Origin of the sequence: Enterococcus sp. DIV2419 (assembly GCF_051711865.1) — a bacterium.
GTDB lineage: Bacteria > Bacillota > Bacilli > Lactobacillales > Enterococcaceae > Enterococcus > Enterococcus faecalis.
This window is the reverse complement of the sequence record NZ_JBIONS010000001.1, coordinates 550,790-570,983: the sequence shown is the minus strand read 5'-3', so window position 1 is coordinate 570,983 and position 20,194 is coordinate 550,790. Positions and strand designations below refer to the sequence as shown.

The 20,194-nt window shown below is 30.5% G+C and carries 9 protein-coding genes; 1 reads left to right on the top strand and 8 read right to left on the bottom strand.

Features of this window, described 5'->3' with window-relative positions:
* Positions 1 to 247: 247 nt before the first annotated feature.
* The 7 genes from IGI97_RS02620 to IGI97_RS02590 form a co-directional block, all read right to left on the bottom strand.
* Complete coding sequence (locus IGI97_RS02620) at positions 248 to 487, bottom strand: hypothetical protein (RefSeq protein WP_202236000.1); 240 nt, start codon at positions 485 to 487, stop codon at positions 248 to 250.
* A 244-nt stretch (positions 488 to 731) separates the two neighbouring features.
* Positions 732 to 1,484: a CPBP family intramembrane glutamic endopeptidase gene (locus IGI97_RS02615; protein WP_010826748.1), complete on the bottom strand. Its 753-nt coding sequence runs from the start codon at positions 1,482 to 1,484 to the stop codon at positions 732 to 734.
* 683 nt (positions 1,485 to 2,167) lie between these two features.
* On the bottom strand, positions 2,168 to 3,049 hold the full coding sequence (gene hchA, locus IGI97_RS02610) for a glyoxalase III HchA (RefSeq protein WP_438737921.1): 882 nt from the start codon (positions 3,047 to 3,049) through the stop codon (positions 2,168 to 2,170).
* Between the two features lie 591 nt (positions 3,050 to 3,640).
* The gene (locus IGI97_RS02605; RefSeq protein WP_438737919.1) at positions 3,641 to 4,291 is read right to left on the bottom strand and encodes a C39 family peptidase; all 651 of its coding nucleotides are present in this window, start codon (positions 4,289 to 4,291) and stop codon (positions 3,641 to 3,643) included.
* Between the two features lie 51 nt (positions 4,292 to 4,342).
* Positions 4,343 to 5,374 carry a M23 family metallopeptidase gene (locus IGI97_RS02600; RefSeq protein WP_174115846.1) on the bottom strand — a complete coding sequence of 344 codons (1,032 nt, stop codon included), beginning with the start codon at positions 5,372 to 5,374 and terminating at the stop codon, positions 4,343 to 4,345.
* Positions 5,375 to 5,855: 481 nt separating this feature from the next.
* Positions 5,856 to 7,712 carry an ABC transporter ATP-binding protein/permease gene (locus tag IGI97_RS02595; protein WP_438738779.1) on the bottom strand — a complete coding sequence of 619 codons (1,857 nt, stop codon included), beginning with the start codon at positions 7,710 to 7,712 and terminating at the stop codon, positions 5,856 to 5,858.
* Positions 7,696 to 9,672 carry an ATP-binding cassette domain-containing protein gene (locus IGI97_RS02590; protein WP_174115847.1) on the bottom strand — a complete coding sequence of 659 codons (1,977 nt, stop codon included), beginning with the start codon at positions 9,670 to 9,672 and terminating at the stop codon, positions 7,696 to 7,698. Before IGI97_RS02590 ends, IGI97_RS02595 begins: the two co-directional genes overlap by 17 nt.
* A gap of 82 nt (positions 9,673 to 9,754) precedes the next feature.
* Here IGI97_RS02590 and IGI97_RS02585 point away from each other — a divergent pair, with 82 nt between their 5' ends.
* Positions 9,755 to 10,606 (top strand): MerR family transcriptional regulator, encoded by an 852-nt coding sequence (locus tag IGI97_RS02585; RefSeq protein WP_010715442.1) that lies wholly within the window; start codon positions 9,755 to 9,757, stop codon positions 10,604 to 10,606.
* Between the two features lie 338 nt (positions 10,607 to 10,944).
* On the opposite strand, the gene IGI97_RS02580 is transcribed toward IGI97_RS02585, so the two are convergent.
* The gene (locus IGI97_RS02580) at positions 10,945 to 20,016 is read right to left on the bottom strand and encodes a Cna B-type domain-containing protein (protein WP_438791806.1); all 9,072 of its coding nucleotides are present in this window, start codon (positions 20,014 to 20,016) and stop codon (positions 10,945 to 10,947) included.
* Positions 20,017 to 20,194: the final 178 nt, after the last annotated feature.

The following is a 20,194-nucleotide window of genomic DNA, read 5'->3' as shown; positions in this document are numbered from 1 at the left end:
CAAATAAAATTCTATAGGATGTTATTTATTTATACAAATATTTTGATTTTCTATAATTATAAGACGTTATTTAAAACACTCTATAAAGAAATCTTTACAATTATTCAGTAAAAAAGATTAATAAATTAAAAGATGTGGCTCTATATAAATTTTTCTATAGCAACTTTTTAATTTTACTTAAAAATGTTAAATGTATAATTAATTTGAACACTGTATAATAATATTGTGTATATTTTTTATCCTTACTTTAATATTTATTTAGAACTCGTACTAACAATGATATTGCTGGAACTATCATTGCTAATTTAACAATATATAAAAAATTCACTAAACTATTTTCCCAGCTAATTGGAATGACAATACCTAGAATATTCAAAAAAATGATTACTAAAAAATTACCTGCTAACGCAATAAAAATTTCAATCACATCTGATGTTCCTTTATAATCAAAAATTCTTTTCCAATAGTTAAGATATAGTTTAAACATATCATCATCTCCAATTTTAATTCCATAATAATTAGTACAAAGAAAAGTATGAACTTTTATTCCTATTTATTGTGTATATAAATTATGCTAGAATAATCTCAAGCTTATCTTCTTCACTAAATATACAATTGTGAACTCGCTTTTTTAATTATATAGATAGATGTAATTCTCAGATAAATTTATTTATATAAGAATCATTTTTTTGTAAAATTAGAATAGGTACTCAAATACTATGCATAGTTGCTTAATGCATCTTCTTTAATGAAAGTATTGTAGAAGGTACAATCAATATTATAGGTATAAGGATTTCAATCATAGAACTATCTTGTTTGACCAAAGAAATATTGCTTGTAAAAACTTGAGAAAATGAGCCAAAAAAATTGAAGCTAGCGTGTAATAATATAATTGTAAAAATGTTTTTTTCCTTAGAATAAATTGTTCCTAAAATCATACCTAAACAAAACGTATAAAAAACTTGAGTTAGCGTTCCTTTAATTAACCATGGTTGATCTACCAAATTTAATAGATGTACTATACCAAAAAAAATAGACGATATTGTTACACTTACTCTAAGAGAATAAATACTAGATAGACGTGTTAAAACAATTCCTCTAAATAGTAGTTCTTCAAAAACACCTGTAAAAAAGCATGTTAAAAGAAAAAAGAAAACATTTCTAATTTGAAAACCATCTAATTTATCACTAGAAATAGAACCTAAATTTATTAGAAAAAAAATTACCATTATCAAAATTAAATAGCGTCCATCCCTAAAAAAAGATTTTAGAGTATTTTTTAAATTTTTATAACCAATTTTTACACTCAAAATACGAATACTAAAAAAAATAATAATTAATGGTAACGTATAAGTTAGTGCACCTTTAATTGTTAGTTCATTATTTTTTCCAAATAAAAAAGCACTTAATTGCAAACTTAATAAGTTGATAACTATAACAGTCAATAACTCTATATTTAATTTAATTTTTTTATACTTATACACATAATACACCTTCTTATTAAAGTTTAATTTTCTCCATCTACACTTATACGTAAATTTCTTTATCGAACTTTAAGATATATATAATTGATATCGCTAATTAAGAATCCCAACTATTTACTTTTACCTTCAGATTTTAATATAAGGGACGGTATTTATATTGTATTAAATCTCACAAATCTTCTAAAATTAAATCACTAAATAGAGAAATGTAAAACTATGCTAATTTAACACATACATCTTTCACTATACTTCTGTCTAGAAATTAGCTATTTGTCAAACACTATTTTTAACTTATAATTTTATATCGATGCCTAATATATAATAATTAGGAACTTCTTCAATTTAAGAATTATAAAAATGTTATTCTCTTTGTGTAAATGTTATTTTACCAGCATTATTGTTCTGAGAGCCCCGTTTATTTACCATATCTTTTATATAAAAATTTCTCCCTAATATTTATAAAATAAAAATTATTGATTTTTTTAGCTAAGGCGTATCTACGTCTATATGAATTTATTCATATTTTAAATTAATCAAACCTCCCTATTTCAAGAAAGGTTTGATTAACTTTGAATATAAATTAATATTTATCTATTCTAACTATTCACTTCTAAAAACTAACTGTTAAACCCATTAAAAATCCTATTAATTTCATGTTTTTGTACAACACTAATATTTTTTTATTAGTAATTAAAATTTTTTTGTTGATCCACCATTTCTAACAACTCATTAGCAGCAAGAATTCCCAAATTATTAGCAGCAAGTGGACTATCTCCTGTTAATAGATTACGATCTTTATGAACTTGTCCTGTAATATCTTCATTAAGAACTTTTACTCCATTTTCTTCCAGTGTTTCTTGTAAACGCCATTTCAATAGTCCTGGCATATATCCAATTTCTTGATTAGCACCTTCATCCAAACTATCTGGAAAGACAGTCATTTCGTAACCATCAAAAAGAAAATCTCCGTCATTAAGAGTTGCAGCTAGCAGTGCAGCAGGTCCATGACAAAGAGTCACTACTTTCTTATCATTGGTCATAGCCCAATTGAGAATTTCTTTGACTTCTTCACTTTCAGGAAGATTTAGCAATGCTCCATGACCACCAGGGAAGAAAACTGCCACATAAGGAGAATTATCGGCCATTACTTGAGGTAAAATTTCACTTAGCTTCAAAGGGTTCTCAAACTTAGGAAGGTAATCATGGTAAAAGTCCATCACAGCCTCGTCTTCTTCTGGCATAGCCCACATTTCTAACTTGATGGAGTTACCAGAAAGAGTAGCAACATCAATGTCGAACCCCGCTGCAGCTATGTGCATCATAGGTAGCAAAGTCTCTACAGGATGATTACCTGTAGAAAACAATTTCCCGTTTTGCACTTGGACATAGCGCTCATCTGAGCCAATCATTAAAATCTTTAATTCTCCTCCAGAATAAGCCTTATTAAACTTATAGCCATCAAAAGGTGTAACTGGACTTGTATAAACACTCAATGAGTACTCTGATGGGAAATAAGCATTATGTTCTGCATAATCACGTACGGGCTTTTTACTTAATTCTGTCATTATTTTTCCTCTTTCCTATAAATAATCTAGCGAAAGTTTTATTTTTGTTAACTTAAAAATTTCTATAATTTTTTAATATACTCAGCATCTTACAAAAACGACTTTCACCATATACTATATTCCCAAAATCTCTTATTCGATTTTAGGTGGAAATATTTTACCATCTATTTTTTATCTATGACAACCATAATGCTCAATATGGTTTTAAAATAGAAAATCTAGAAATCAGCTTAAAATTAGTGTAATATTTAAAACTATTTTTATTGTTCAATTCACTATTTTAAAAATTTTATAAAATTCCATAGTTTATTTTTTATAAATATAAACTACTAGCACACTCATATTTAACGAATTCATGGCGTTAAAATCTTTAACTATTTTAACCATCAGGAGAAACAGATATTGAAGTTATGATTTTTTTACTTGATTTATGGTTATTTATTTACTGGGTTGTTGATAATAAATAGAATATATTTATTATTCCTTAAAATAAACTAAAAAAAGTGTACAAAAAACAGTTCTTCTGTACACTTTCAAATACATTCGATAAAAAAATTTCTTTTATTTCTATAATTTGATAAGTAATAGATCTTAATAAATCGCAACCGCAAAGTTTCTTTCATTATATACACTTTCAAATGTATTCTTATCGATCCAATATTTACCAGAAATCGGATCCGATACGTGAAGTTTTCCTTTTTTTGAATCATAACCATCTAAAGTTACTGCATGATTATTATTTACTGCTCTACCAAAATTCCATATTCCCCATCGTGCCGGTTGAAACTTTATCGTTACCCAAGCAACAATTGGATTATTATTTTTCACTTCATTTAGTAATTCATCTAAAGAATGACCTGACATATCTTTTACATCACCATATGCTTGCCCCCATTTTACTAAAGGAATAGGATAGATAGCGGAATAAGTCCATGAGTTTTCAACAAAAGGACTACCTACAAATCCATCATAAGGATTTCCACTAGAAGAGATAGGGATTGTCTTCAAAAACTTGATTAAGTCCCAATCTGGAATTTTCCCTTTATACTGTAATCCTTGTAATAGTGAAGCTCCCTCACACCCACTAGGTGCTCCTAATGCATACTGATCATAATTTTTTACTCCAAGTAAATTATAATCTTCAGAAGCAAAAGCATTGGTACTCAGCATAAAGAATACTACAACAACAGGCAAAATAAATGTTTTTTTCAGTATATTGACTATATCTTTATTTATACTCATTCACCTCTTTAAAATTTATTAAATGCGTAATCGTGCTGTTATTTTTTAAATTTAAAATGGATTAGACTGTGAAATACCAATTTGCAAGCGATCTAACGGTTCTCCAAAAATTCCTGCATAACTATCTAATCCAGGAATAGAACCATTATCTGCACTTACTTTTAACCATCCTGATCGTTTCGTGGTTTGTGAGCGATAGTATGCTTGTGATAATTTTTCTCCCTTAGGAGTTATATAGTTTAACTGAACACCATCAATTGCTTGTCCTTGAATACCTGCTACACCATTCACTGTATCATTTTTATTTCCTTTATTTACCCAAGCTAACCAGCCACTTTGAGCTGTATGAACACGATACTTCAATTCCCCTTTATCTACCTTAATATAAAGCATATCATGTTGCCGATTAGGATAACCTGCAAAACCATCATTAGTATTGTTAAAGTTTGTTACTTCCCCCAACCAAGATCCCCCAAGGACGTGTAAACCATAATGTACATTTGTTGTGAAATTTGTTGGTCCTGGATTTGGAGGTGTAGGCGTAGACCCTCCTTGAAGTATAGGAATTGGGTTAAACCAAGTGCCATCATCTTTATTCCAAGAAGAATGAGCAGCGCGCCATTCTTTCTTTGTCATTCCTAAATGTAAATGACTAGAAGTAAAGTTCCCTATAAGCTGTCCTTTTTTAACAGTTTGTCCCGTGCTAACTTTAATGTCCCCAACATTTCGGCTAAATTCTTGATAGATCACATTTGTATCTCCTGCTTGTAATACAATAAATGCGCCTAATGAACCTCCACCTACAGGATCCCAACCAGCATATAAAATTTTACCATCATGCACAGCATACACACTACCATTTCCATAGATAGCAGAGCCGAAGTCAAACCCATCATGGAAATAAGTGCCTCCTCGATCAAATGCGGTATTCCCAAATTGTTGTCCTTCTTCATATCTTCCTGCATATGGTTTACCTAGTGGCCAAGACCAATTATTAGAAGCTGCATTGACAGAATAAGAAGAAAATGCCATAGAAACAACGATAGATAAAACCCCTAGAACAGAAATTAAAATTTTTTTCATAGAAAACCCTCCTAATTAATATTAGTTACAAAACTAATGTACTGCTAGGTACGCTATATTTCAAATAATTATACTAACACGATAACATTTTACAGAGCTCTAGAAGATATATCTAAAACCAATATGCTGTTATTTATAAAAAAAGAAAAATATTTAAAATTCAAAAAGCATACATAAAAAGTAAACAGGTCAAAAGTTTTTTTAACTTCCGATCTGTTTACTTTTTTAAACTAAATTAGAAAAATCATGATTTATCGCTTATAGAAATACAAAACTATTATTTTTATACCTAAACTCTAAAATACAACAATTTGAAAAGTTTATCTTTGAAACTTTTTCATACGCTAACCATTTTTGTATAAATAGATACATAGCCCCCATGACTAACTGCCAAAACATTCTGGTTATTTTCTTAACTTAATGATATTGGAGTATCCCCTATTGGCTATTAGAAGATGAGAAAATCAGCAGTTGCATAAAATTATTTTTTTAAAGCTAAACTAGGCGATATATTGACCAATCGGCGATTAACAAAACCAGTTATTCCAAAAACTAAACCAATATTTACCAATAATAAAATCATAACTAGTTGGAAATTTAAATCTACATTGTAGCCAATTTTATAGTTATAGACAGTAGAAAAAATGAAAAGCCAGGCCATACTGAATACAATTGACAGGATACAAAATATACCCGTCTCTCTTATCAATATCTTAGAAATATTTTTAGTGCTATAACCTAAACAGCTTAGTATACCAATTTCAGAATATCTAGTGATAGAAATACGATAGATTATAATGAAACTAACAGAAATAAAAATAGTCAACAATAAGTTGGACAATACTGTGAATAAGTTTATAGTGTCAGAAAAACTATTTTTGAAGGCCCGAATATCTTTTTCCTTAGTATATATGTCATAACCTTCATTTTTCAGCTGACGATGAACTTTGGGAATATCCTCAAAATTCTTTACACTAAATGCTATAGCGGATGGCTCACCTTTGTTTACTTCTCTATAAATCTTCTTTTCCATCCGTGTGCTCATTGTAAAGTTATCCAGCGTGTCGTTTGAGATACCACTAACTTTCATTTTTATTCTGTTTTTCTCCCCATCTTTAGCAAAATACTCAAAGTCAACAGACTTCCCAACTAAATCATTAATATTTTTACTTAAAGAGGAGGCGACACTGAGAGATAAGCAGATCTCATTACTATTATCTTTAGGCATATCCCCATGAATCATCGAAAGACTTGAAGAAATCAATGTTGGTGATTTAATATCTAAATGTTTATTCTTGTTTTTATATTTAATATTAACATTTTTAAGATTATACTGATAATACGCATCTTTAACATTGGACAATGATCGCAAGTAAGTAATCCCATCAGATAATGGCTTTTCTGAAAAAGCAATGGAACCTTTACTATAGTAATTATTTTTTTCTTTGAATGACTGTATTTCATTGTTTATTGTATTTTTTATTCCTAATGTTGAAACAAAACAAACTGAACCCAATGAAATCAATAAGATAGCAAGTAAATTTTTATAGAAATGTATTTTAAAATTTTTTATCGCTAGCCAAAAAATTAACTTTGAGTCGAGCTTTGGGTCAATATCTTTAGTTTTTATAGCTTTGAAAGACTTATTTTCATTACTATGACCTAATTCTTGACTATCTTTTTCCTTCACTAATTCTATCGTATGATTTTTTAAACAAACTATTTCATCGGCATATTTTGAAACTGTTTCGCTATGTGTAATAACAATTACTGTCCTATTTTTGGCCAGCCTTTTTAGTATTTTCATTACACCATCACTATTTGATTCATCTAAAGCAGCGGTTGGTTCATCCGCAAGAATTATTTTAGGATTATTCATCAATGCCCTTGCTATAGAAGCTCTTTGCTTTTGCCCACCGCTTAATTCGTTTACCATTTGATTTGCCTTATTTTCTAATCCTAATTCTGTTAACAAATTCAATGCCTTCTCTGTCTTCTTTTCTTTAGTTAATCCAGAATTAAGGTGCACGCACATTATGACATTTTCAAGTACTGTATACCCATCTAATAGATGATAATCTTGAAAAATGAACCCTACATTGTTGAATCTATAGTTAGACAAGTTTTTATTTGATAAACATGTCTCCCTAAAACATAAATTTTCAATTGTTCCATCATACTCTATATCTAAACCTGCTATTAAATTTAATAGTGTTGATTTCCCCGATCCACTATCACCTAAAACACAAGTTAATGTACAATCTTTAAATCTATAATTTGTATGAAGTAATACATTCAAATTTTTGTATTTTTTACTAACATTATTTAAATGAATCATTAGAATCACCTTGTTTCATTTTATTAGCAGAACTAATTCTAAGAAATAATAAGTATGACAATACACTGATTAGTATTGATTGAACAAATGGTAGCAATAAAGCTAAAACTAAATTATTTGTGGAGACTATATATATATTAAATATTTTTTGACTTAAAAGACTAAGCAACGGAAAACTAAGAAGAAATAGAATAGAAGACATTATTCCGAGTATAAAATATTCTGAAATTGTTAAACTCAAAATATTTTTATTGCTGAAACCATTGAATTTGAAAAACACAAATTCACTTTTCTTTATATAAAAATTGAACAAAGCCAGAACAATACTAATTGTTAATGACAATATAAAGAAAATTAAACTGATAGTAGCACCTTGTTCTTCGTTTTTCTTTCTCAATTGGAGCATGTCCTCAATCATACTGAAATCCCCAGCAGGTTGTAAACCTGATTCTTGTAATGTATTTACAATAGGAAGAACATCTTCTAAGGTTTTTGCTCGTATATTATAACTCATAGATTTCTCAACGCCTGTTTGTTGGCGCATTTTTTTGATAGCTTCTACACTAAATAGCAACGGACCATCTGTCAATTTCCCGTCACGTCTTCCTAAAGTACTGGTAATCGCTCCACCTTTAGGATTATTTTCAATAACTCCTACTACTTTTACATCATCAAGTGAAACTTTTGATCCTGTGATTTCATTACTTCCAATCTTTGGATTTACATCTATAAGCCCTGTCATATTCAAATTTTTCCCGATAACGTCGGAGGGTTTTAGATCTAGTAAATCAAGTAATCGTTTAGGAACAGCAACCTCCGTTTTACCGATTGAGGGATATCTTCCAGCTATCAATTTCGTAATTGCAGGCAAATTAAAGCTGTCCTGAACTTCATAATTTTTAACTACATCCCCTATGCTTATTTTTAAATTCCCTACTATTTCTTGGGCTGTCATAAACTCTACTCTTGGGTCATCTTTTAATAAATCAACTACTCCTGAAGTATCTTGTTTTAGAGAACCAGAAGAACCACCACCTGTCGATTCTTTTGCTATAGAAATATCCTTTATTGTCTCTCCTCTTTCTTCAACAAGACGATTAAAATTATTATCTTGTTTTTCTTCTATCTCTCCACTCAAATTAATTAGCATAAAAAAGGACGAAAGTATCAGTAGTATAATCGTTAATATAGAGTATATAGCTGCCCCTTTTAGAATGTTAAAAGATTGATAAATACAATTTTTTAAAGATAAGTGCGGTGGTTTAACCAATGTATTCTTTTTCTTGGCATTTTTTGAGCTTTGTTTACTTTGCTCTTCTAATTTTAGTTGTCCTTGTTCTATTCTATAGACATTTGAATTTTCTCCAATTAAACCTTTATCATGAGTGACTATTATTACTACTCTTTCCTTAGCTATCTTTTTTAGTTCCGTCATTATCTTTTTAGCTGCTAAAGGATCTAATGCCTTTGTTGGTTCATCCGCTATTATTATTTCTGGATCTTTCACCAATGCTCTAGCTATCGCTACTCGCTGCTTTTGCCCTCCAGATAATTTTGCCACTTTCATTTTAGCTAATCCAGATATTCCTAGTTCATCTAGTACCTTTGTTACTTTCATTTTTCTTTCTACCTTATTTAAATTCGATAAACTTAGAACTAAATCAATATTGCATTCTACACTTAAATATTCTATTAATCGGTAATCCTGCCAGATAAATCCTATTGAATTGTAATAATAGTTGGATAGTTCTTTTTCTGTAAAATTTTTAATTGACTGATGATTAAAATAGACCTCTCCTTCAAAATTTTGATCCATACCACTAATTATATTTAATAGTGTTGTCTTTCCACTACCAGATGGTCCGTAAATAAAATTAAGGCCCTGTTGAAAATTACCTGATAAATTATTTAATACTACTTCGTTTCCAAATACTTTTTTTATATTTATTAAACTTAGCATAAAAATCTCCTTCCTTAACTCTATTAAGTTATTATTTCGTTATAATAAGCTGTAACGTAACGTTACATTCAAGGAGGTAACTATGAATAATTATTTAACAATTAGTGAATTCGCAAAATACGTGAATTTAAGTAGAAGAACCTTAATTTATTATGATCAAATTGATTTATTTAAACCTAAAAAAATATCTAACCATGGATTTAGATATTACACCTGTGACCAGTGCTTTGAATTAGATGTCATACTGACCTTGAAATTCCTTGATATACCTTTAGAGCAAATTAAATATTTTCTCAATAACCGAAACATGGACGACACACTAGCAGAATTTAAAAATCGTAAAAAAATTTTAGATAAAAAAATCAACAACTTAAAATATATGCAGACATTTTTAGAAAATTATATAGATCGATATACAATATTAAAAAATATCGAATTTAATACTATTACTCACTCTTATAGAGATGAAGAATCATTTATTTGTTCTGATTTAATGCATTCTCATTACTACGACTCAATAGATTCCTTATCTAGTTATAGTGACTTTTATTTATCTTTAGATAAAAAAGATTTATTCAATGGTTATCCGATAAATTTTTTGGTAGAAGAGTCTGTTTTGTCTGACATTCAAAATACACCCTTTAGGTCACTAATTAAAATAAACAAGGATCAGAGTAGTCTTTACGACACAAAAAAAATTGTGACTAGGCCAAATGGAATTTACGTCTCTTTTTTTATAGAAGATTCAAATTATAATAAGGAAGAAATCAATAAAAAACTAATGAACTATTTTCTAGAAAATAGATTTATCCCTCAAAAATCTTTTTGGAAAATACTATGGCAAGATGAGATTACTACCAATATTCCTGAAAAACGTGTATTTGAAATTTTAATACCTGTTAAATATAATCAACAATTTGATCCTAATAAGTAACGATAGTATTTATCCCTTGTAACACTTAAAACACCTAAAGTTTGTTAACCTTAGGTGTTTTAAATATTACTTTCAATTATTATTTAATCGATAGTCTACTGACTTATCCCCTGTAGACATCTAACAAATTAGATAATAACCTTCCAGCATCCTTCAATACAGAAGCAATTAATAGAAAGCTCATCTAATACGTACTAATTGCTTTTTTTATTATGCAAAGCTTTCAGTAATTCGAGCCAACTTCTTATTAATTTTTTCATTGTGTAGAGCGAATAAGATCGTTTATTTTTTATTCGTCTTTCCTTTTTTTATAACAGACCATTTCTTTTTGTTTCCTTTTATTTCTTTTTATTATATTTATTTAAAAAGACAATACTTATTGAAAAAATAATAAATGATAAACCTATCCAAAATAGAATAATTTTTTGAGTACTACCCATTTTAGGTAAAAACTTTCTATAAGTTGGATTTTCATTCCATACTTTCTTACCACTTATTTCTGTTGTTTCTTTATTTACATACGTATTGGTGATAGTTGTACCTTCAACCTTACTTTCATAGCCTTTGACAGGTTCTTCCTTCACTGTATATTTATAGGCTTCTCCTTGTTCATTGTATTTCGGTAAGTTAGTAAATGCATACGTCCAATCTCCCAATTTGTCTGCTTGAATCTCTTTTGTGGCATACTCTTTATCATTTTGATACAAGCGTACTGTAATGTTTGTCGGACGTGTTTTGAATTTATTATTGTAGTCATTCCATACTTTCTTACCACTTATTTCTGTTGTTTCTTTATTTACATACGTATTGGTGATAGTTGTACCTTCAACCTTACTTTCATAGCCTTTGACAGGTTCTTCCTTCACTGTATATTTATAGGCTTCTCCTTGTTCATTGTATTTCGGTAAGTTAGTAAATGCATACGTCCAATCTCCCGATTTGTCTGCTTGAATCTCTTTTGTGGCATACTCTTTATCATTTTGATACAAGCGTACTGTAATGTTTGTCGGACGTGTTTTGAATTTATTATTGTAGTCATTCCATACTTTCTTACCACTTATTTCTGTTGTTTCTTTATTTACATACGTATTGGTGATAGTTGTACCTTCAACCTTACTTTCATAGCCTTTGACAGGTTCTTCCTTCACTGTATATTTATAGGCTTCTCCTTGTTCATTGTATTTCGGTAAGTTAGTAAATGCATACGTCCAATCTCCCGATTTGTCTGCTTGAATCTCTTTTGTGGCATACTCTTTATCATTTTGATACAAACGTACTGTAATGTTTGTCGGACGTGTTTTGAATTTATTATTGTAGTCATTCCATACTTTCTTACCACTTATTTCTGTTGTTTCTTTATTTACATACGTATTGGTGATAGTTGTACCTTCAACCTTACTTTCATAGCCTTTGACAGGTTCTTCCTTCACTGTATATTTATAGGCTTCTCCTTGTTCATTGTATTTCGGTAAGTTAGTAAATGCATACGTCCAATCTCCCGATTTGTCTGCTTGAATCTCTTTTGTGGCATACTCTTTATCATTTTGATACAAGCGTACTGTAATGTTTGTCGGACGTGTTTTGAATTTATTATTGTAGTCATTCCATACTTTCTTACCACTTATTTCTGTTGTTTCTTTATTTACATACGTATTGGTGATAGTTGTACCTTCAACCTTACTTTCATAGCCTTTGACAGGTTCTTCCTTCACTGTATATTTATAGGCTTCTCCTTGTTCATTGTATTTCGGTAAGTTAGTAAATGCATACGTCCAATCTCCCGATTTGTCTGCTTGAATCTCTTTTGTGGCATACTCTTTATCATTTTGATACAAGCGTACTGTAATGTTTGTCGGACGTGTTTTGAATTTATTATTGTAGTCATTCCATACTTTCTTACCACTTATTTCTGTTGTTTCTTTATTTACATACGTATTGGTGATAGTTGTACCTTCAACCTTACTTTCATAGCCTTTGACAGGTTCTTCCTTCACTGTATATTTATAGGCTTCTCCTTGTTCATTGTATTTCGGTAAGTTAGTAAATGCATACGTCCAATCTCCCGATTTGTCTGCTTGAATCTCTTTTGTGGCATACTCTTTATCATTTTGATACAAGCGTACTGTAATGTTTGTCGGACGTGTTTTGAATTTATTATTGTAGTCATTCCATACTTTCTTACCACTTATTTCTGTTGTTTCTTTATTTACATACGTATTGGTGATAGTTGTACCTTCAACCTTACTTTCATAGCCTTTGACAGGTTCTTCCTTCACTGTATATTTATAGGCTTCTCCTTGTTCATTGTATTTCGGTAAGTTAGTAAATGCATACGTCCAATCTCCCAATTTGTCTGCTTGAATCTCTTTTGTGGCATACTCTTTATCATTTTGATACAAGCGTACTGTAATGTTTGTCGGACGTGTTTTGAATTTATTATTGTAGTCATTCCATACTTTCTTACCACTTATTTCTGTTGTTTCTTTATTTACATACGTATTGGTGATAGTTGTACCTTCAACCTTACTTTCATAGCCTTTGACAGGTTCTTCCTTCACTGTATATTTATAGGCTTCTCCTTGTTCATTGTATTTCGGTAAGTTAGTAAATGCATACGTCCAATCTCCCGATTTGTCTGCTTGAATCTCTTTTGTGGCATACTCTTTATCATTTTGATACAAGCGTACTGTAATGTTTGTCGGACGTGTTTTGAATTTATTATTGTAGTCATTCCATACTTTCTTACCACTTATTTCTGTTGTTTCTTTATTTACATACGTATTGGTGATAGTTGTACCTTCAACCTTACTTTCATAGCCTTTGACAGGTTCTTCCTTCACTGTATATTTATAGGCTTCTCCTTGTTCATTGTATTTCGGTAAGTTAGTAAATGCATACGTCCAATCTCCCAATTTGTCTGCTTGAATCTCTTTTGTGGCATACTCTTTATCATTTTGATACAAGCGTACTGTAATGTTTGTCGGACGTGTTTTGAATTTATTATTGTAGTCATTCCATACTTTCTTACCACTTATTTCTGTTGTTTCTTTATTTACATACGTATTGGTGATAGTTGTACCTTCAACCTTACTTTCATAGCCTTTGACAGGTTCTTCCTTCACTGTATATTTATAGGCTTCTCCTTGTTCATTGTATTTCGGTAAGTTAGTAAATGCATACGTCCAATCTCCCGATTTGTCTGCTTGAATCTCTTTTGTGGCATACTCTTTATCATTTTGATACAAGCGTACTGTAATGTTTGTCGGACGTGTTTTGAATTTATTATTGTAGTCATTCCATACTTTCTTACCACTTATTTCTGTTGTTTCTTTATTTACATACGTATTGGTGATAGTTGTACCTTCAACCTTACTTTCATAGCCTTTGACAGGTTCTTCCTTCACTGTATATTTATAGGCTTCTCCTTGTTCATTGTATTTCGGTAAGTTAGTAAATGCATACGTCCAATCTCCCAATTTGTCTGCTTGAATCTCTTTTGTGGCATACTCTTTATCATTTTGATACAAGCGTACTGTAATGTTTGTCGGACGTGTTTTGAATTTATTATTGTAGTCATTCCATACTTTCTTACCACTTATTTCTGTTGTTTCTTTATTTACATACGTATTGGTGATAGTTGTACCTTCAACCTTACTTTCATAGCCTTTGACAGGTTCTTCCTTCACTGTATATTTATAGGCTTCTCCTTGTTCATTGTATTTCGGTAAGTTAGTAAATGCATACGTCCAATCTCCCGATTTGTCTGCTTGAATCTCTTTTGTGGCATACTCTTTATCATTTTGATACAAGCGTACTGTAATGTTTGTCGGACGTGTTTTGAATTTATTATTGTAGTCATTCCATACTTTCTTACCACTTATTTCTGTTGTTTCTTTATTTACATACGTATTGGTGATAGTTGTACCTTCAACCTTACTTTCATAGCCTTTGACAGGTTCTTCCTTCACTGTATATTTATAGGCTTCTCCTTGTTCATTGTATTTCGGTAAGTTAGTAAATGCATACGTCCAATCTCCCGATTTGTCTGCTTGAATCTCTTTTGTGGCATACTCTTTATCATTTTGATACAAGCGTACTGTAATGTTTGTCGGACGTGTTTTGAATTTATTATTGTAGTCATTCCATACTTTCTTACCACTTATTTCTGTTGTTTCTTTATTTACATACGTATTGGTGATAGTTGTACCTTCAACCTTACTTTCATAGCCTTTGACAGGTTCTTCCTTCACTGTATATTTATAGGCTTCTCCTTGTTCATTGTATTTCGGTAAGTTAGTAAATGCATACGTCCAATCTCCCGATTTGTCTGCTTGAATCTCTTTTGTGGCATACTCTTTATCATTTTGATACAAGCGTACTGTAATGTTTGTCGGACGTGTTTTGAATTTATTATTGTAGTCATTCCATACTTTCTTACCACTTATTTCTGTTGTTTCTTTATTTACATACGTATTGGTGATAGTTGTACCTTCAACCTTACTTTCATAGCCTTTGACAGGTTCTTCCTTCACTGTATATTTATAGGCTTCTCCTTGTTCATTGTATTTCGGTAAGTTAGTAAATGCATACGTCCAATCTCCCGATTTGTCTGCTTGAATCTCTTTTGTGGCATACTCTTTATCATTTTGATACAAGCGTACTGTAATGTTTGTCGGACGTGTTTTGAATTTATTATTGTAGTCATTCCATACTTTCTTACCACTTATTTCTGTTGTTTCTTTATTTACATACGTATTGGTGATAGTTGTACCTTCAACCTTACTTTCATAGCCTTTGACAGGTTCTTCCTTCACTGTATATTTATAGGCTTCTCCTTGTTCATTGTATTTCGGTAAGTTAGTAAATGCATACGTCCAATCTCCCGATTTGTCTGCTTGAATCTCTTTTGTGGCATACTCTTTATCATTTTGATACAAGCGTACTGTAATGTTTGTCGGACGTGTTTTGAATTTATTATTGTAGTCATTCCATACTTTCTTACCACTTATTTCTGTTGTTTCTTTATTTACATACGTATTGGTGATAGTTGTACCTTCAACCTTACTTTCATAGCCTTTGACAGGTTCTTCCTTCACTGTATATTTATAGGCTTCTCCTTGTTCATTGTATTTCGGTAAGTTAGTAAATGCATACGTCCAATCTCCCAATTTGTCTGCTTGAATCTCTTTTGTGGCATACTCTTTATCATTTTGATACAAGCGTACTGTAATGTTTGTCGGACGTGTTTTGAATTTATTATTGTAGTCATTCCATACTTTCTTACCACTTATTTCTGTTGTTTCTTTATTTACATACGTATTGGTGATAGTTGTACCTTCAACCTTACTTTCATAGCCTTTGACAGGTTCTTCCTTCACTGTATATTTATAGGCTTCTCCTTGTTCATTGTATTTCGGTAAGTTAGTAAATGCATACGTCCAATCTCCCGATTTGTCTGCTTGAATCTCTTTTGTGGCATACTCTTTATCATTTTGATACAAACGTACTGTAATGTTTGTCGGACGTGTTTTGAATTTATTATTGTAGTCATTCCATACTTTCTTACCACTTATTTCTGTTGTTTCTTTATTTACATACGTATTGGTGATAGTTGTACCTTCAACCTTACTTTCATAGCCTTTGACAGGTTCTTCCTTCACTGTATATTTATAGGCTTCTCCTTGTTCATTGTATTTCGGTAAGTTAGTAAATGCATACGTCCAATCTCCCGATTTGTCTGCTTGAATCTCTTTTGTGGCATACTCTTTATCATTTTGATACAAGCGTACTGTAATGTTTGTCGGACGTGTTTTGAATTTATTATTGTAGTCATTCCATACTTTCTTACCACTTATTTCTGTTGTTTCTTTATTTACATACGTATTGGTGATAGTTGTACCTTCAACCTTACTTTCATAGCCTTTGACAGGTTCTTCCTTCACTGTATATTTATAGGCTTCTCCTTGTTCATTGTATTTCGGTAAGTTAGTAAATGCATACGTCCAATCTCCCGATTTGTCTGCTTGAATCTCTTTTGTGGCATACTCTTTATCATTTTGATACAAGCGTACTGTAATGTTTGTCGGACGTGTTTTGAATTTATTATTGTAGTCATTCCATACTTTCTTACCACTTATTTCTGTTGTTTCTTTATTTACATACGTATTGGTGATAGTTGTACCTTCAACCTTACTTTCATAGCCTTTGACAGGTTCTTCCTTCACTGTATATTTATAGGCTTCTCCTTGTTCATTGTATTTCGGTAAGTTAGTAAATGCATACGTCCAATCTCCCAATTTGTCTGCTTGAATCTCTTTTGTGGCATACTCTTTATCATTTTGATACAAGCGTACTGTAATGTTTGTCGGACGTGTTTTGAATTTATTATTGTAGTCATTCCATACTTTCTTACCACTTATTTCTGTTGTTTCTTTATTTTCCTTCTGTTTATAATTTTCTGCTAAATAAGTCTGAATATTATTTTCTTTATTACCTGTTACCTCAATTATAACTCCTTTAGATAATTCTGGACTAATTACATATCCATCCGGTGCTTTCTCTTCCACTAATAAATATTTACCTTTAGTTAAATCTGAAAAAATGGCCGTTCCATAGTCACCATTAGTGACTATTCGTTCGACAACTTTCTCTTTATCTATCTTCTCTCCCCTATATAAAGTAAAAACTGCACCGGTTAATGGATTTTGCGTTCCCTTTTCTACTTTAAATACATGTAGTTGTTCTGTAGTACCCCTAATAATCCCCATGCTATTAGGAACAATCGTTTTAATTAAATGTGTCACTGGTCTATCATCCACAATCATATCACTTCCTGAGATACGTACTGCATTACTGATTGTAATTTCCTTACCTGGAACATGATTTTTACTATAAATTATATCTGCATCATAGGTTAATTCTATTGATTCGGTTAAATCTTTTATTAGCTTTATATGAAAACTACGTTCAGTATAGTCTAATGTATAGTCCTTACCCAATATCAATTGCTTTCCTTTATTTTCACCTGAAGTATAAACTAATTTAATTGTATTTATTTTTGCTCGATTATTTCCCCATGAATCATCGTCTATTGCTACATTTTTAAGATGAAATCTACGTTCATTAATCGAAATATTCCAATGGATAATATTGGGGTCATTATCACTTACTACTCCTTTTTTTGTTGCTAACGCTTCTTGATTATTATTAACTTCTACCATACCTTCTACTGGTGTTTTTGGTGTCAATTCGTCTTGATAATAAGCAATATTTTTTATTTTTTTTCTGATAATATCTTCTTTATTTTTTAATTTTGTACGAAATACTAGTTGAAATGCTGCTTCAGTTCCTTCTTGAAAATTCGCTTTAACTTTATTATTCCCAGAATCATAATTAGTTTTCCCTTTATCCGTAGGATGAAAAGGAGTGTTGTCAAAATTTTGTTCTAAAACTTTGGCTGATCCATTAACATATACTTGATCCTCGGGAACACTGTCTTCTAATACACTTTCCTTATTTAAACGATAGCGATTTCTATTGATTGTGACAAACCATTCAATTTCGCCTGTATCTGGGTGATATTTTCCATACTTATCTGCACTTATTTTATTTTTTTGAGAAAAAAAATTTTTAGTTGCAGTTCCTTGGCCCCATTTACCTTGTTGTAAATAACGGTACCACATTCTATTTGCTTGTTCCACATTACTTTCAAAATGTGTTTTATACATTATAGTAAATTGATGGTCTGTTAATTTTTCAGATAAATAATTTATTTTAAATCCTTTTATTTTGCCTTCACTTCTGTTTAATTCTATAGAATAATCTATACCTTCAATCAATTGTTTATCTTCTGTTGTATCTTTTAAAGAAATTGAATTGTCTAAAATATAGCCACTACTTAATTCATCACTAACATTCCATTGATTAATCTGAGTTCGGTTTTTATTAACTTCAATTATCCAATCCAATTCATTACTCTGATGATCCCAATAATAATCTTTTGAATATTCTGAATGTTTATGACCATCTTTTAAACCTGGCACAAATACTTCAGCAGTTTTGTGTCCCCCTCTATGATAAACAGTATTATAAAGATGTAAGTCATCACCTTCACGATGAATTACCTTTGTTTTGTATTTAATAACAACCGGCTGTGTAACATCCTTTTTAAATTGAAATTTGAACCCTCTTTCTTGTTGGCTAATTTCATATTGCATATCAGGTGTAACACTTAAGCTAGATGGAATAAACTCTTGAAAATCATCATACTCATCTATAAAAGAAGCATGCTCCGCAGGGATATGACGGCCGTGAGGATTAAATGTTACTTCCCAATTTATTTCACCTGTACTCTCATCAAAAACCCCTTCTTTTTTATCAATATTCATAGATTCATTCAGAGTTGTACTTGCTCTAGCTTCTTCTTCTTGCCAATTACTACCACTCAATTTTGCTTTATTTATAATTGAACCTTGACCATTATAATCAATTGGCGTAGAGATATACATAACATAGGGATCTACAATACTAGATGGAAAGTAAGCATTTCCTGATGGATCAAAGTTAATTAATCCTGTAACATCTTCAGTTTCCGTTACATTTCCATGAAAATCAACATTAGCTTTTGCTAATCGAGTAATTTGATAATTTTTTGCTACCTTTTCGCCTGACTCATTAATTGTTTCTTCAGTCAATTTTGGTTGTTGAATAAGATTACGATTAGGATTTATTAATACCTTCCAGTCAATAATTACTGATCCATCATCTTCATAACGCGTATTAAGATACTCTTTTTGAATAAATGAATCTATTCCTGATTTAACATAGATTGGAATTCCTTCAATTGTTTTTGACCAAGGAACTTGAATAATATTTTTACCCGGTGTTAGGACTTTATTTTCTGATAAAGAAACTGAAAAAATTAGTTTTCCTTCAACATTATCATGCTTTTGAACTTCAGAATTAAAGTTCATAGTTACATTCCCCATGGAATCAGAATAATATTTACCATAAACTATATTAGTACCAGGATCTTTTAAATCACCACTTTGCTCTCCTAAAAGAGCTAACTCTTGTGGTAATTTAAATCTAAAAAAATCACCGTCCTGCATTTCTTTACCTAAGCTATCTGGAATTACAAAATCATAAGTAGCTTGAAAATTATCTCCAATTCTAATAGGATTTTTTTCATCAATTTCTTCTCCATTTGATGTAAAACCAATATTTGTAAATATAGTTCTATTACCAGCGCTATCTACTGGTAATTCATTTGCTGAAGGTAAACTGACTATTTCTCTTCCTATTGTTTCTGCATAAACAGGATTAATAAATAATACTCCCATTATGTTGAATAAATTACTAAAAATTATTAATAACGTCAAAATTATGTTTCTATTTCTTTTTGTTTTCATGATTATTCCTTTCAATAAAGTAAATTTTTTAATTCTGTTTTTAATATTAAATATAATCAGAAAAAAATATATTCATAATTTCCTATTACGCTATAAAAAAAAAGAATTATCTTTACAAAAAAATATAAAGTCATGATTTATCGGCATACTTATAAGTAAATACTAACAATATATTTTA

Excerpts from the sequence above, each read along its gene's own strand:
- IGI97_RS02595 (WP_438738779.1), bottom strand. The coding sequence starts at position 7,712 with ATGATTCATTTAAATAATGTTAGTAAAAAATACAAAAATTTGAATGTA.
- IGI97_RS02580 (WP_438791806.1), bottom strand. The coding sequence starts at position 20,016 with ATGAAAACAAAAAGAAATAGAAACATAATTTTGACGTTATTAATAATT.
- IGI97_RS02605 (WP_438737919.1), bottom strand. The coding sequence starts at position 4,291 with ATGAGTATAAATAAAGATATAGTCAATATACTGAAAAAAACATTTATT.
- IGI97_RS02600 (WP_174115846.1), bottom strand. The coding sequence starts at position 5,374 with ATGAAAAAAATTTTAATTTCTGTTCTAGGGGTTTTATCTATCGTTGTT.
- IGI97_RS02585 (WP_010715442.1), top strand. The coding sequence starts at position 9,755 with ATGAATAATTATTTAACAATTAGTGAATTCGCAAAATACGTGAATTTA.
- IGI97_RS02590 (WP_174115847.1), bottom strand. The coding sequence starts at position 9,672 with ATGCTAAGTTTAATAAATATAAAAAAAGTATTTGGAAACGAAGTAGTA.
- hchA (WP_438737921.1), bottom strand. The coding sequence starts at position 3,049 with ATGACAGAATTAAGTAAAAAGCCCGTACGTGATTATGCAGAACATAAT.
- IGI97_RS02620 (WP_202236000.1), bottom strand. The coding sequence starts at position 487 with ATGTTTAAACTATATCTTAACTATTGGAAAAGAATTTTTGATTATAAA.